Source organism: Xanthomonas codiaei (assembly GCF_002939785.1).
GTDB classification, from domain to species: domain Bacteria; phylum Pseudomonadota; class Gammaproteobacteria; order Xanthomonadales; family Xanthomonadaceae; genus Xanthomonas; species Xanthomonas codiaei.
In genome coordinates, this window is sequence record NZ_MDEC01000009.1 from 1 (window position 1) to 13,006 (window position 13,006).

14 protein-coding genes and 1 other RNA gene are annotated in these 13,006 nt (G+C 66.3%); 7 read left to right on the forward strand and 8 right to left on the reverse strand.

Translation table 11 applies throughout. From position 1 onward, the window contains the following. Positions 1–335: 335 nt before the first annotated feature. Both XcodCFBP4690_RS08285 and XcodCFBP4690_RS08290 read right to left on the reverse strand, forming a co-directional pair. A complete protein-coding gene (locus tag XcodCFBP4690_RS08285) occupies positions 336–1,115 on the reverse strand; it encodes a ferredoxin--NADP reductase (RefSeq protein WP_104540503.1) in 780 nt (259 codons plus the stop codon). 205 nt (positions 1,116–1,320) lie between these two features. Beyond that, positions 1,321–3,198: an ABC transporter ATP-binding protein gene (locus XcodCFBP4690_RS08290; RefSeq protein WP_104540631.1), complete on the reverse strand. Its 1,878-nt coding sequence runs from the start codon at positions 3,196–3,198 to the stop codon at positions 1,321–1,323. A 221-nt stretch (positions 3,199–3,419) separates the two neighbouring features. Here XcodCFBP4690_RS08290 and XcodCFBP4690_RS08295 point away from each other — a divergent pair, with 221 nt between their 5' ends. The 4 genes from XcodCFBP4690_RS08295 to XcodCFBP4690_RS08310 all read left to right on the forward strand — a co-directional run bounded on the left by XcodCFBP4690_RS08295 (position 3,420) and on the right by XcodCFBP4690_RS08310 (position 7,322). Then, complete coding sequence (locus XcodCFBP4690_RS08295; protein WP_104540504.1) at positions 3,420–4,937, forward strand: fumarate hydratase; 1,518 nt, start codon at positions 3,420–3,422, stop codon at positions 4,935–4,937. 484 nt (positions 4,938–5,421) lie between these two features. Next, complete coding sequence (locus XcodCFBP4690_RS08300; protein WP_167394528.1) at positions 5,422–5,847, forward strand: hypothetical protein; 426 nt, start codon at positions 5,422–5,424, stop codon at positions 5,845–5,847. A gap of 13 nt (positions 5,848–5,860) precedes the next feature. After that, positions 5,861–6,496: a glutathione S-transferase family protein gene (locus XcodCFBP4690_RS08305; RefSeq protein WP_104540505.1), complete on the forward strand. Its 636-nt coding sequence runs from the start codon at positions 5,861–5,863 to the stop codon at positions 6,494–6,496. A 112-nt stretch (positions 6,497–6,608) separates the two neighbouring features. After that, entirely contained in the window at positions 6,609–7,322 is a 714-nt protein-coding gene (locus XcodCFBP4690_RS08310) for a carbonic anhydrase (RefSeq protein WP_228964916.1), read from the forward strand. A 138-nt stretch (positions 7,323–7,460) separates the two neighbouring features. Here the strand turns inward: XcodCFBP4690_RS08310 and XcodCFBP4690_RS08315 are convergent, their stop codons facing one another. Next, on the reverse strand, positions 7,461–8,594 hold the full coding sequence (locus tag XcodCFBP4690_RS08315; protein ID WP_104540506.1) for a phospholipase A: 1,134 nt from the start codon (positions 8,592–8,594) through the stop codon (positions 7,461–7,463). Positions 8,595–8,853: 259 nt separating this feature from the next. Between XcodCFBP4690_RS08315 and XcodCFBP4690_RS08320 the strand changes: the two genes are divergently transcribed. Further along, positions 8,854–8,928: non-coding RNA, sX9 sRNA (locus XcodCFBP4690_RS08320), on the forward strand. Between the two features lie 20 nt (positions 8,929–8,948). Here the strand turns inward: XcodCFBP4690_RS08320 and XcodCFBP4690_RS08325 are convergent. Beyond that, positions 8,949–9,434: a DUF456 domain-containing protein gene (locus XcodCFBP4690_RS08325; RefSeq protein WP_104540507.1), complete on the reverse strand. Its 486-nt coding sequence runs from the start codon at positions 9,432–9,434 to the stop codon at positions 8,949–8,951. Between the two features lie 228 nt (positions 9,435–9,662). On the opposite strand from XcodCFBP4690_RS08325, the gene XcodCFBP4690_RS08330 reads away from it, so the two are divergent. Then, positions 9,663–9,878, forward strand: a complete 216-nt coding sequence (locus XcodCFBP4690_RS08330) for a cold-shock protein (protein WP_003483561.1) — start codon at positions 9,663–9,665, stop codon at positions 9,876–9,878. Positions 9,879–9,965: 87 nt separating this feature from the next. Here XcodCFBP4690_RS08330 and XcodCFBP4690_RS08335 read toward each other — a convergent pair whose 3' ends face one another. After that, positions 9,966–10,448 carry a glycine zipper 2TM domain-containing protein gene (locus XcodCFBP4690_RS08335; RefSeq protein WP_104540508.1) on the reverse strand — a complete coding sequence of 161 codons (483 nt, stop codon included), beginning with the start codon at positions 10,446–10,448 and terminating at the stop codon, positions 9,966–9,968. Between the two features lie 119 nt (positions 10,449–10,567). Continuing rightward, positions 10,568–11,002, reverse strand: coding sequence for a cytochrome c (locus XcodCFBP4690_RS08340; RefSeq protein ID WP_104540509.1), 435 nt, complete (start codon positions 11,000–11,002; stop codon positions 10,568–10,570). 70 nt (positions 11,003–11,072) lie between these two features. Here XcodCFBP4690_RS08340 and XcodCFBP4690_RS08345 point away from each other — a divergent pair, with 70 nt between their 5' ends. Further along, positions 11,073–11,903, forward strand: coding sequence for a tRNA threonylcarbamoyladenosine dehydratase (locus tag XcodCFBP4690_RS08345; RefSeq protein WP_104540510.1), 831 nt, complete (start codon positions 11,073–11,075; stop codon positions 11,901–11,903). Positions 11,904–11,942: 39 nt separating this feature from the next. Here XcodCFBP4690_RS08345 and XcodCFBP4690_RS08350 read toward each other — a convergent pair whose 3' ends face one another. Beyond that, on the reverse strand, positions 11,943–12,713 hold the full coding sequence (locus tag XcodCFBP4690_RS08350; protein WP_104540511.1) for a TatD family hydrolase: 771 nt from the start codon (positions 12,711–12,713) through the stop codon (positions 11,943–11,945). Beyond that, the gene (locus tag XcodCFBP4690_RS08355) at positions 12,713–12,928 is read right to left on the reverse strand and encodes a DUF6116 family protein (RefSeq protein WP_104540512.1); all 216 of its coding nucleotides are present in this window, start codon (positions 12,926–12,928) and stop codon (positions 12,713–12,715) included. Before XcodCFBP4690_RS08355 ends, XcodCFBP4690_RS08350 begins: the two co-directional genes overlap by 1 nt. Positions 12,929–13,006: the final 78 nt, after the last annotated feature.

Sequence of the window (13,006 nt, forward strand, 5' to 3'; positions counted from 1 at the left end):
CTTGCATCTGCTCCGATGATCAGTCGGAAGACATAACGCTGTTAGGCGACCATGTCCAGATACAAGGAGCGCACCCGGGCGCGACGAAGCCTTACCGGGAAAGCCTCGTCGCGCCCGGGTGCGCTCCTACGGCACGGGTTGCTCAGCGGTGTGCCGATGTGCTGCAGGTGGCGCGCCCATGCCGAGCCTGTGCGCGTGAGATGTGGCAGTGGTGGCAGACCAGCGCGCAGCTCCGCGCAGGAGCGCACCCGGGCGCGAGGGCGTACCGGGAAAGCTTCATCGCGCCCGGGTGCGTTCCTACGAGGCTGCGATGCCGAGGTGTCGCAAGAGCACTCTCACTTCTCGACGAACGCACGCTCGAAGACGTAGTGCCCCGGCGTGCCGATGCGCGGCGAGGTCTGGAAACCGCGGCTGTCCAGCAGGGTGCGCAGGTCGGCCAGCATCTGCGGGCTGCCGCAGATCATGAAGCGGTCGTTGGCCGGATCCAGTGTGGGCAGGCCCAGCGTCTGCTGCATGCGGCCATCGGCCATCAGCTCGGTCAGGCGGCCCTGGTTGGCGAAGGCTTCGCGGGTCACTGCGGGGTAGTACAGCAATTTGTCGCGCAGGATGTCGCCCAGGAATTCGTGCTGCGGCAACTCGCGCTCGAAGTAGTCGCGATAGGCCAGATCCTGTTCGAAGCGCACGCCGTGGGTGAGGATCACCTTGTCGAAACGCTCGTAGGTTTCCGGGTCCTTGATGATCGACAGCCACGGCGCCAGCCCGGTGCCGGTGCCCAGCAGGTACAGGTTGCGCCCCGGGTGCAGGTCGCTGATCAGCAACGTGCCGGTGGGCTTCTTGCCGACCAGCACCTGGTCGCCGGGCTGGATGTGCTGCAGCCGCGAGGTCAGCGGGCCATCGGGCACCTTGATGCTGAAAAACTCCAGCTGTTCTTCCCAGTTGGCACTGGCGATCGAATACGCACGCAGCAACGGGCGCGTTTCGGTTTCCAGGCCGATCATCACGAACTGGCCGTTCTCGAAGCGAAAACCGGGGTCGCGGGTAGTGGTGAAGCTGAAGTAGGCATCGGTCCAGTGACGGACCTCAAGCACCGTTTCGGCGCCGAAAGCGGAAGACATACCGGTGAGTGTCGTGGGAGGAGTACCCGGCAATTCTACCTCAAGCCGTCCAAATGAGATGAACTCTCATTTGGACGGCCGGGATTCGGGAGTCGGGATTGGGGATTCGTGGCTGCTTGCCAATTCGACCCTTCGCTGCCATCGAGCCCCGAAATCCGCTCCAACGAATCCCCAATCCCCAATCCCGAATGCCGAATCCCCAATCTCACCGATACCCCGCCGCCTGCAGCTCGAACAGCTCCGCATAGCGCCCGCCCTGGGCCATCAACTCTTCATGGGTGCCGGCGGCCTCGATGCGCCCCGCCACCAGCACCAGGATGCGGTCGGCCATGCGCACGCTGGAGAAACGGTGCGAGATCAGCACCGCGGTGCGGTTGTCCGACAGCTCCTTGAAGCGCTGGAACACCTCGAACTCGCTGCGTGCGTCCAGCGCGGCGGTGGGTTCGTCCAGGATCATCAACTGCGCGTCGCGCATGTAGGCGCGCGCGATGGCGATCTTCTGCCACTGCCCACCGGACAGGTCCACGCTGTTCTTGAAGCGGCGGCCGATCAATTGGTCGAAGCCCTGCGGCAGCCCGGCGATCAGTTCGCCGGCCATCGCGCGCTGCGCGGCGGCCTGGATGCGGCCGGTGTCGTCCATCGCATCCACCTGGCCCACGCCGATGTTCTCGCCCACGCTCAGGTGGTAACGCACGAAGTCCTGGAAGATCACCCCCAGATTGGCGCGCACATCGTCCAGATCGTAGTCGCGCAGATCGCGGCCATCGAGCAGGATGCGGCCTTCGGTCGGGTCGTACAGCCGCGCCAGCAGCTTCACCAACGTGGTCTTGCCGGCGCCGTTCTCGCCGACCAGCGCCAGCACTTCGCCGGCGCGCAGTTCGAAGTCCAGGTGCCGCACCGTCCATTGCTCCGCCTCCGGGTAGCGGAAGCCCACGTCCTGGAACACGAAGCCCTGGCGGATCGGGCGCGGCACCGGCAATGCGTCCGGGCGCGAGCGGATCTGCGGCACGATAGTGAAGAACGAGTACAGATCGTCCAGATACAGGGCTTGCCCGGCCACCTGCGAAAAGCCGATCAGCAAGCCTTCCAGCAACTGGCGCAGGCGCAGGAAGCTGCCGGCCAGGAAGGTCAGGTCGCCGATGCTGAAATCGCCGCGCACCGTGCGCCAGGCAATGTAGCCATAGGCGGCGTAATAGCCCAGCGTGCCCAGCGCCGCCAGTAGCGCGCCCCACAACGCCCGCTTGCGTGCGAGCGCGCGGTTGGCGTGGAAGAACTTGTCGGCCAGCCGGCGGTAGCGCGCGATCAGGAAGCGGTGCAGGTTGAGGATCTTGACTTCCTTGGCGGTCTCCACGCTGGCGCCCACCTGGCGCAGGTAGTCGAGCTGGCGTCGCTCCGGCGTCCACTGGAAGTTGAGCGAATAGCCCAGTGCATTGAAGTGCGCCTCGCCGATGAACGCCGGAATCAGGGCAATGGCCAGCAGCACGATCAGCCACGGCGCATACACCACCAGGCCCACCGCCAGGCTGATCACGGTGATGGCGTCCTGCACCTGGCCGAACAGCTGGCTCATCAGGTTCATGCGGTTCATGGTCTGGCGCCGCGCGCGGTCCAGCTTGTCCTGGCGGTCCGGGTCTTCGAAATCCTCCAGATCCAACTGCGCGGCGTGTTCCATCAGGCGCACGCTGGCGGCGTTGTTGAACAACTCCGACAGCAGCGCATCGGCATAGCCGACCATGCGCCCGAGCAGGTCCGAACCGATCGCCAGTGCCAGTTCCAGCGCCAGCAATTCCAGCAGCCGGTTCAGGCGGCCGCTGCCCAGCGCCTGGGCGAACGACTCGAACGCCGGCGGCTGGCCCACCAGGTGGACCGCCTCGTCGATGATCAGCTTGCCGATGTAGAGCGTGGCGATCGGCATCAAGGCGCGCAGCACGCGCAGGCCGATGCTGCTGGCGCTCAACCAACGGCTGGTCTGCCAGATCTGGCGCAGGAACGGGGGCAGATTGCGCAGCGCATCCAGGCGTTCGCGCAGGGTGGGGCCGGTACGGGGAGCAGGCGCAGTGGCGCCGGAGTGGGAAGCTGACATGCGCATAGTGTGCCGGGCGCAGCGTGCGCCGGGAGTGTTGGGCGCTGTCGGGAGGGCAGGCCGCCGCTCAGGCCTGTTGGCCCACGTCCTGGCAAGGCGATGGACGCAGGGCCGTGCCGTGGGGCGCCTTCCGCAACGCAGCCTTCCCGCGGCCGCGTCGGCCCGGCCGGCGGTTTGTTCTAAAATGCCGGGATTGCCCCCCGCCAGCCGTAGAGCCAGCCGTGACCTCGATCAAGCAGGAAGACCTCATCCAGTCCGTCGCCGATGCGCTGCAGTACATCAGCTACTACCATCCGGTCGACTACATCAAGAACCTGTCCGCTGCCTACGAGCGCGAAGAATCGCCGGCCGCCAAGGACGCCATCGCACAGATCCTGATCAACTCGCGCATGTGCGCCGAAGGCCACCGCCCGATCTGCCAGGACACCGGCATCGTCACCGTGTTCCTGGAAATCGGCATGAACGTGCGCTGGGACGACGCGACGATGGGCGTGGAAGACATGGTCAACGAGGGCGTGCGCCGCGCCTACAACCACCCCGACAACAAGCTGCGCGCCAGCGTGCTGGCCGATCCGGCCGGCAAGCGTGCCAATACCAAGGACAATACGCCCGCAGTGGTCAATACCAAGATCGTGCCTGGCGAGCATGTCGAGGTGATCGTCGCGGCCAAGGGCGGCGGCTCGGAAGCCAAGAGCAAGTTCGCCATGCTCAACCCGTCCGATTCCATCGTCGATTGGGTGCTCAAGACCGTGCCGACCATGGGCGCCGGCTGGTGCCCGCCGGGCATGCTCGGCATCGGCATCGGCGGCACCGCCGAAAAGGCGATGCTGCTGGCCAAGGAAGCCCTGATGGAGCCGATCGACATCGTCGACCTGCAGGCGCGCGGCGCCTCCAATCGCGCCGAAGAACTGCGCCTGGAGCTGTACGAAAAAGTCAACGCGCTCGGCATCGGCGCGCAGGGCCTGGGCGGCCTGACCACGGTGCTGGACATCAAGGTCAAGGATTACCCCACCCACGCCGCCAACCTGCCGGTGGCCTTGATCCCCAACTGCGCCGCCACCCGCCACGCCCACTTCACCCTGGACGGCAGCGGCCCGGTGATGCTGGACCCGCCGTCGCTGGAAGACTGGCCCAAGCTCACCTACAACCCGACCAATGCGCGCCGGGTGAACCTGGACACCATCACCCGCGAAGAAGTCGCCAGCTTCAAGCCGGGCGAAGTGATCCTGCTCAACGGCAAGCTGCTGACCGGCCGCGACGCCGCGCACAAGCGCATGATCGACATGCTCAACCGCGGCGAAACCCTGCCGGTGGATTTCACCAACCGCTTCATCTACTACGTCGGCCCGGTCGACCCGGTGCGCGACGAAGTGGTGGGCCCGGCTGGCCCGACGACCGCCACGCGCATGGACAAGTTCACCCGCCAGATGCTGGAGCAGACCGGCTTGCTGGGCATGGTCGGCAAGTCCGAGCGCGGCGATGCGGCGATCGATGCGATCCGCGACAACAAGGCCGTGTACCTGATGGCGGTCGGTGGCTCGGCCTACCTGGTGTCCAAGGCGATCAAGGCCGCGCGCGTGCTGGCGTTCGAGGACCTCGGTATGGAGGCGATCTACGAATTCGAGGTCAAGGACATGCCGGTGACCGTGGCGGTGGATTCCACCGGCGAGTCGGTGCACAAGACCGGCCCGCGGCAGTGGCAGTCGCGTATCGGCAAGATTCCGGTGCTGGTGGAATAAGCGCTGCGATCGGACCGGCTGGGTTGCCGTCAGGCAGGCGTGGCCGGCTTCCATCAGCGGCATGGCCTGCGTCCAATGCGCGTGATCTGCATTGGATACCTCTCACCGATCGACTGCCAGGCTGCGCGCGTTGCCACTGACGAGTCTGATCTGGTGGGCGAGGCCATGCCGGGTCACACCGTTTCCCGCAGCCACCCCGACCCACCTGGTTGCAATAAACGACAGGCCTTCGCGTGCCGGGAATCGGCGGGCAGTCGATGCATCTCTGCAGTGTCGCTTCGTCGAGATGAAGCGCCCTGCGACACACCGACAGTGCAGGTACCCGGGCGCGATGCGGGGTTGCCTGTATCGCCCCGTCGCGCGCAGCTATGCTCCTGCGCGATGCTGGCGAGCTGGCCGAGCGAGCTGGCTCGCCGACGCGTGCCACCGCCGTGCAGGAAGCGGCTATGCTCGGCGCACCAGCTGGTCCCCAGGGAGAAAGGGAATGCTCCGCCGCATCTGCATCGTGCTGCTGTCGTGCCTGAGTTTGGGTGCGTTGGCGCAGCAGCAAAAGGCGCCGACGGTGTTGTTTCCATCCAGTGACTACGCGCCGCCGCCCGCGGATCCGGTGCCGTTCCAGGAGCGCAAGCCGCCCAAGCAGGGCGATGCCGCCACGCGGTTCAACGGGCCGGCCGTCGCGGACCGCTGCATCGCGCAATGCAATGACAGCGCCAGGCAATGCCGCCGCGCCAGGCCCAGCGAGGCCAGTTGCAGCAGCCGGGCGGCACCGCGTGGGCAGCGCTGCGACGAGGTGCAGAACCCGGCGCAGCGGGCCAACTGCCTGGCGCAGGTCTTCGATTGCACCCAACAGAGCGAGAACACCCGCTGCGAACCGCGCAAGCTTGCCTGCCTGCGCGCCTGTACCAACTGACCCCGGAGCACGCATGGTCGCCACGCTGTACCACACCCCCAGCACCGCGGCCCTGGTCGTGCACTGGCTGTTGATCGAACTCGACGTGCCCCACGTGCTGCATCCGTTGGACTTCGACCGACGCGAGCAGAAATCGCCCGAGTATCTGGCGCTGAACCCGGCCGGGGTGGTGCCAACCCTGGTGCTGGACGGGCAGGTGCTGACCGAAGCGGCGGCGATCGTGTTGCACCTGGCCGACCTGTACCCGCAGGCCGGGCTGGCCCCGCCTGTCGCTTCGCCCGAGCGTGCCGCCTATTACAAGTGGATGTTCTTCTGCGCCAATACCTTGCAGCCGGCGTATCGCGCCTGGTTCTACCCCGACGAACCGGCAGGTGCCGCGCACGCCGATGCTGCGCAGGCGCAGGCGCGCGCCAGGCTGGAAGCAGCCTGGGCCCAGGTGGATGCGCATCTGCAGGCGCATGGCCCGTACCTGCTGGGCCAGCAGCTGTCGGCGGCCGACTTCATGCTGACCATGCTGATGCGCTGGTCGCGCAACATGCCACGGCCGACCGACACCTGGCCTGCGTTGCAGGCACATGCGCAGCGTATGAAAGCGCGCCCGGCATTTCAGGAAACCTATCGCCGCGAGGGCTTGATCGACTGGACCTGAATGGACGGCTCGTGGCTGCGAAGTTCTGTGCGCAGAACCTCTCAATGAATCGTTTTGGGCTCGTTGTCACATAGTACGATCGCCGCACCAACCAGAGAGCAGGGGCTCGTCCATGTCGCACTCCGTATCCCGTCGAAAGCTGCTGCAGTGCGCCTGTTGCGCGCCGATTGCCGCGGCCACCGCGTCGCTCCCGTTTGCGGTGCGTGCCGCACCGTCGAAGAAGACCGATCTGAATGCCGACCAGGCGCTGCAGGTCCTGCGCGACGGCAATGCCGCCTTCGTCGAAAACCGCCCCAAGAAGGTGATTTCCGACAGCCGCCGCCGGCTGGAGCTGGCGCTGGGCCAGACCCCGTTCGTGATCCTGGTGTCGTGCTCGGATTCGCGCGTGCCGCCGGAGCTGCTGTTCGGCCGCGGGCTGGGCGAGATGTTCATCGTTCGCAACGCCGGCAATACCGTGGACACCACGGCGCTGGGTTCGATCGAATATGCGGTGAGCCAGCTCGGCGTGCCGTTGGTGGTAGTGATGGGCCACGAGAGCTGCGGCGCAGTGGCGGCGGCGGTCTCGGTGGTGGAGCAGAACGCGTTTTTCCCGGGCGCGATCGGCGCCATGATCGAACCCATCGTCCCGGCCGTGCTGACCGCCAAGACCAAGGGAGGCGACGACCTGCTGGCTGCCTCGGTCAAGGCCAACGTCAAGCGCACCGTCGATCGCCTGCGCGGCGCCTCCGAGCCGGCGCTGCTCGAACCCCTGCGCACCGGTGCATGCAAGGTGGTCGGCGCCTATTACACCTTGAAGGACGGCAAGGTCGATTTCTTCGACGTCTGATCGTCGCTCCGGCCGCAACGCCGCGCAAGGCGATCGCCCTGCGCGGCGCGGCCATGTCCACCGACCGCGCTGGCCCGGGAGCGCCATGGCACCCGGGCAGCCGCCAGCCCGCGTCGGCTCAGGTCCGGGCGATCGTGCTCAGAACCATTCCAGCAGGGACACGCCCAGGCCGATGTAGGTGGCCTTGTGGTTGTAGTCGATCAGGCTTTCGCCATAGCCATCGAAAACCTGCACGTGGCCGCGCAGCAGGTTGGTGATGGGGAACCCGTAGTCCACCTGCAGCGAGCCGTGCGAGCGGTCGCCACCGCGCAGCGAGTGGCGCGCGATCAGCGCCACTTCGTGGCCGTTCTTGTTATAGACCAGGGTCGCATCGCCACGGCCCATGTAATCCTCGATGTCCGGATTGTTGTCGTCGGCGCGGTCTTCCTTGATGCGGAACCACGGGCGCAGGGTCAGTGCCCAGTTCTCGCGATCCAGCCCGATGTTGAGGATCACCCGGTTCCAGGAGCGCGACAGCGGGTCGGCGCGGCCGTTGGACATGTGGTTGAGGCTGATGCCGCTCATGCGGCCCTTCCAGCCGAAGATGCTGTAGTTGTTGCGGAACACCAGCATCGCTTCGGGTTCGTAGTTGGTCTCGCGGAAGGGACGCGAGGCCTCGGAGTTGTAGGCCTGCCAGCGCGAGCTCTGGGTGTAGCCCATCCAGATGTCGCCGTTGTCGCCGACCAGGTCCTCGGCCACCTTGGTCTTGAAGCTGAGCTGGAACTTCAGTTCCGCACTGTCCAGCTGCTGCGGCGTGGACACCGAGTTGGCCGGGTTCGGCGACTGCGGGGTGCGGTTGGTGTCGCTGGTCCAGAACGCCGGCAGCAGGTACACCGGCTTGTAGCCGCGCAGTTGGAAGGTGCCCAGCTTGGAATCCTTAGCCAGTTCCCAGCGGCGGTCCAGCAACGAGCCGCGCCCGGCATTGGCCACGGCTTCTTCCTTCGACGGGTCCTGGCCATCGGCGCGGAAGAAGTCGCCCACGCGGCTGAGCGTGCGGGCGTCGTCGGGCTTGGCGGCGGCCTGCTTGGCCAGTTGCGCTGCCGCGTCTGCCTGCTGGACGGCCTGCGGGGTATAGCCCAGCGCCTGGTCATAACAGGCCAGGCGCGCCGCATCCGAGGTCACCGAGGTGCAGGCCTGCGGCGAGGCGGGTTGCGGTGCGATTTCCTGCGCGTGTGCCAGTGGAGCTGCGGCCAGGGCAATCAAGATCAAGGGGCGGGTGTGGTGCGTGGACATGGCGGTCTGGCCGAAGTAAGGGCGCCAGGCCGGCGCGAAGAGGCGCAGCTTAACGGTCGCGACTGCATACGCGATGTGTACACAAGCGCATAACATGCGGCAGCGAACGCGCGGCCACCCATTCTCTCGCACCGCAGTGCCCACGCCGCGGCGTACGTGGCGCGCCTGTGCCGATGCGCGTTGTGCGATCTTCCGATCAAGAGCAGTTAGCAAACCTATTGCGCGGCCGCCAGGCGGGCGCGGTCGGTGCTCGGTGCGCATGTGCCACGCGTGCACTGCGGTTCCTCCGCGCCGTCCGCACCCGCCTGACGAGCGCTCGCTACGTTTTGTTGCCGCTCCAAGAAGAGCCAGGATTCAGAAGAACCAGGCGATCGCGAACACGCCCAGCATGCACAGGCCCAAGGCCAGCTTGGTCGCCGTGCCGAGCACGATGCCCAGCCAGGTGCCGATGCCCACCTTGGTGGCCTGATCGGTCTTGCGGGTCTGGTAGTACTCGCCGATCCAGGCGCCGGCGAACGGGCCGACGAACAGGCCGATCGGCATGAAGAAGATGCCGGCGATGGCGCCGACCACCGATCCCCACAACGCCATCTTGCTGGCACCGACGCGCCTGGCGCCATAGACGGTGGCCAGAAAGTCGATCAGGAACGACAGCGCGGTGATCAAGCCCAGGATCACCAGGGCGATCCATCCCACGTGGGCGAAGCCGTCGGCCCAGGCGCCGAGCAACAGCCCGGCAAACACCAGTGGCAGGCCCGGCAGGGCGGGCAGGATGACCCCGGCCAGGCCGATCAACACCAGCGCCCCGGCCAAAACGTAGTAGACGGCAGTCGTGTCCATGATGGTTTGAAAATGTCCTATTTCAGGCTTGACGGAAATACGCAAGGGATGCTTGAAAATTCATTTTGTGCGGGTTAAGTTGCAGCCGCTGCTGTTTGCAAAGGTCACCGTGAATCGTGGCCTGATGCGGTAGATCGTCCGATCCGCTACATCCTTGTACCTCGCTTCCTCCTTGCAATCACAGCCACCACCGCCAGTCCATCACAGTGTCGTAGGGAGTCAGTCGAGATGTCCAACATCGAACGCGAGAATGGTGTCGTGAAGTGGTTCAACGATGCCAAGGGCTTTGGATTCATCAGTCGCGAAAACGGCGAAGACGTCTTCGTCCATTTCCGCGCGATCCAGATCCAGGGCTTCAAGAGCCTCAAGGAAGGCCAGAAGGTCAGCTTTACCGTCGTGCAGGGTCAGAAGGGCCTGCAGGCCGATGCGGTGCAGGTGGTCTGATCGGCCGCGGCATCGGGACAACGCGCAGACAGCAGAAAGGCCCGTCACCGGGCCTTTCTGCTGTCTGCCACAGGCGTGGTGCGCTGATCAGCGCAATACCACCCGTCCGTTGACCACGCGCACGTATGCGTTCTCGCGCACGCCGGCCAGGTCGCGCTGGTTCACCACGATCACCCGGCCGTCGTCCATGCGCACCTGCACATCGAAGCTGCTGCTGGTGACGTTGTTCTGGATGGCGTTGCCGGCCAGTGCACCGGCAGCGGCGCCAGCGACGGCCGAGACATTCTTGTTGCCCTTGCTGCCGCCGGTTTCCTTGGAGATCTGGCGGCCGGCCACTGCGCCGACGATGCCGCCCAGCACTGCGCCGGTGCCGGTCGGCGCGGTGCGGGTGGGGCCGACTTCATCGATGCGGGTGACTATGCCGCAGTCCACGCAACGCGGTGCCTGCTGCGAATACCCCTGGTCATAACCACGGTCGCCGCGATAGCTGCCGTACTGGGGCTGGGACGTGGCGCAGCCGACCAGGGTGGCGGTTGCAGCCAGGCCGATAACGAGCAGTCGGGTCTTCATGAGGTGTCTCCGGAGGTTCTGAAGGCGGTCGGGGCCGCGGCGACGTCATCCTCTGACGGTACAGGTGAACGGTTTGCCAACTGGATCACTGCTGGCTTAACGAAACCCGATCGTCCCGTTCATCGAAAGTCACGGTGGCAGGCGTCGCAAGCATCGGAAATCGGCGCTATCAGGCGCGCAACCGCCGCGCAATCGGTAGCTGGCGCGCGCTGCGCGCGGTCCAGCGCGGCGCGCAGCATGTCGACATGTTCGCCAAAGCGGCGATCCTCGCCGAGGTTCGCAAATGCGGGCTCCAGTTCGTCGGCGAGCAGGCGCAGCGAGCGCAGGCGCGCCTGTTGCTGCTCCGGTGCGCAGGTCGAGCCGGGCGGCTGCAGCACGCGCAACTGGTAGGCCATGACCTGCATCAGGCTGTCGGGGACCGGGTCGCGTCGGGCCTGCAGCACGCGCGCCACCATCACCGTAGTCACCAGCCCGATCAGCACGCCCAGCACCAGCATGAAGGCATAGCGCGCCGCGCGTGATTGATGCGGTTGATGGGCAGGGGAGTCGGTCATGACGAATGCTCCGGCGGCGCGGCGTGCGGTTGGGCGGACGCGCCGCGGATGGCGCGCGTAAAATAGGGCGATGAAAGCACAATGGCGTGAACGCTTTGCCGGTATCGACCGGCTGTATGGAGTCGGCACGGTGGAGCGCCTGGCCGCCTGCCGCGTGGCGGTGGTCGGCATGGGCGGGGTGGGCTCGTGGGTGGTGGAGGCGCTGGCGCGCACCGGCCTGGGTCATCTGCGCCTGATCGATGCGGATGACCTGTGTGTGTCCAACACCAATCGGCAGTTGCCGGCGCTGGCCGGGCACTACGGGCGCAACAAGGCGCGCGCGATGGCCGAGCGCTGCCTGGCGATCAATCCCGAAATCGACGCCGATGCGGTGGAGTCCTTTCTCACCGCCGGCAACATCGACACACTGCTGGGCGATGGCTTCGATCTGGTGATCGATGCCTGCGACAGCTTCCGGGTCAAGGTGGAAACCATCGCCTGGTGCCGCCGGCGCAAGCTGCCGCTGCTGACCGTGGGTGCCGCCGGCGGGCGCACCGATCCCACCCTGGTGCGGGTGCGCGATGTCTCGCGTACCGAGCACGATGCGATGCTGGCGCTGATCCGCAAGAAGCTGCGCAGCGAGTTCAACTTCCCCAAGAATCCACAGCGTTATTTCGGTGTGCCGGCGGTGTATTCGCTGGAGAACGTCAAGTATCCGCAGGCCGACGGCAGCGTGTGCGGGATCCGTCCGCAGCTCGATGCCGATGCCACGCTCAAGCTGGACTGCGGCGCCGGGCTGGGTGCCGCCACCCATATCACCGGCACCTTCGCGTTCGTGGCGGTAGGCAAGGCGCTGGAGATGCTGCTCAAGCCCAAGGCCGGTGCCGCCACGCCGGCGGCGGCGATCGCCGCGGCCTCGTAATCGCAGCAGGCATGCCGCCCTGCGCAGCGTGCGGGGCCATCAGCTGGGCGGCAAGCCGAACAAGCGGCGTGCGTTGGCGGTGGTCTGAGCCGCGATCACCGCGGCATCTTCTCCGCGCAGCTGGGCGATGCAGTCCAGCACCGTGCGCAGCTGGGCCGGCTCGTTACGCTGGCCAAGGATGCTGGCGTCGGGCTGATCGGGCGCGTCGGTTTCCAGCAACAGGTGCTGCAGCGGCATTGTCGCGGCCAGCCCGCGCAGGCGATTGGCGCGCGGGTAGGTCACCGGCCCGCCGAGGCCGATCATGAAATCCAGTGTCCATAGCTGCCGGGCCTGTTCGGGGCTGCCGGCAAAGCTGTGCACCACGCCGCGCAGGCCGCCGATGGCCTTGATGCGGGCGATGACCTCTTCGGTGGCGCGGCGCGCGTGCACGATCAGTGGCAGGTCGAAGCGTTTTGCCAGACGCAACTGGCCATCGAAGCAGTTGCGCTGCGCCTGCGCATCCAGCCCGTCCAGGTAGAAATCCAGCCCGCATTCGCCAATGGCACAGGGGCGCTCGCGCTCGATCCAGTCCGCCAGCGCTTCCAGGTGTTCGGGGCGATGCTGGTCCAGAAAGATCGGGTGCAACCCGTAGGCCGGATACAGCCCGGGCGCCTGGCTGCACACCTGGCGCAGGCCCGGCCAGCTGGCCGCGGTGATGGCCGGTATCACCTGCTGCACCACGCCGGCAGCGCGTGCACGGGCGATGACCGCAGCGCGATCATGGTCGAATTCGCCGGCATCCAGATGGCAATGGCTGTCGATCAACTCCATCACAGGCGGCGCGCCGGTGCCGGCAGTGGCGCCTTGCGGGTCTTCCAGTTTGCCAGCAGCAGCGTGGTCAGGCCGAACAGCAACTCGTCCAGGAAGGGAAGCGGGTCGGGTAACAACAGGTCCACCGCAAACAGCACGACCACCAGTTTGAACAGCGTGGGGTAGCGCAGCTTGCCGGCCCATTCCAGCGCGCGCGTGGTCAGAGGATTTCGCATGCATTGGCTCCCACTGTTAGAAGTGCATGAAGTAACCGCTAGCTGAACTTAACCGCGCCATTCATGAGCGAGGGCGTT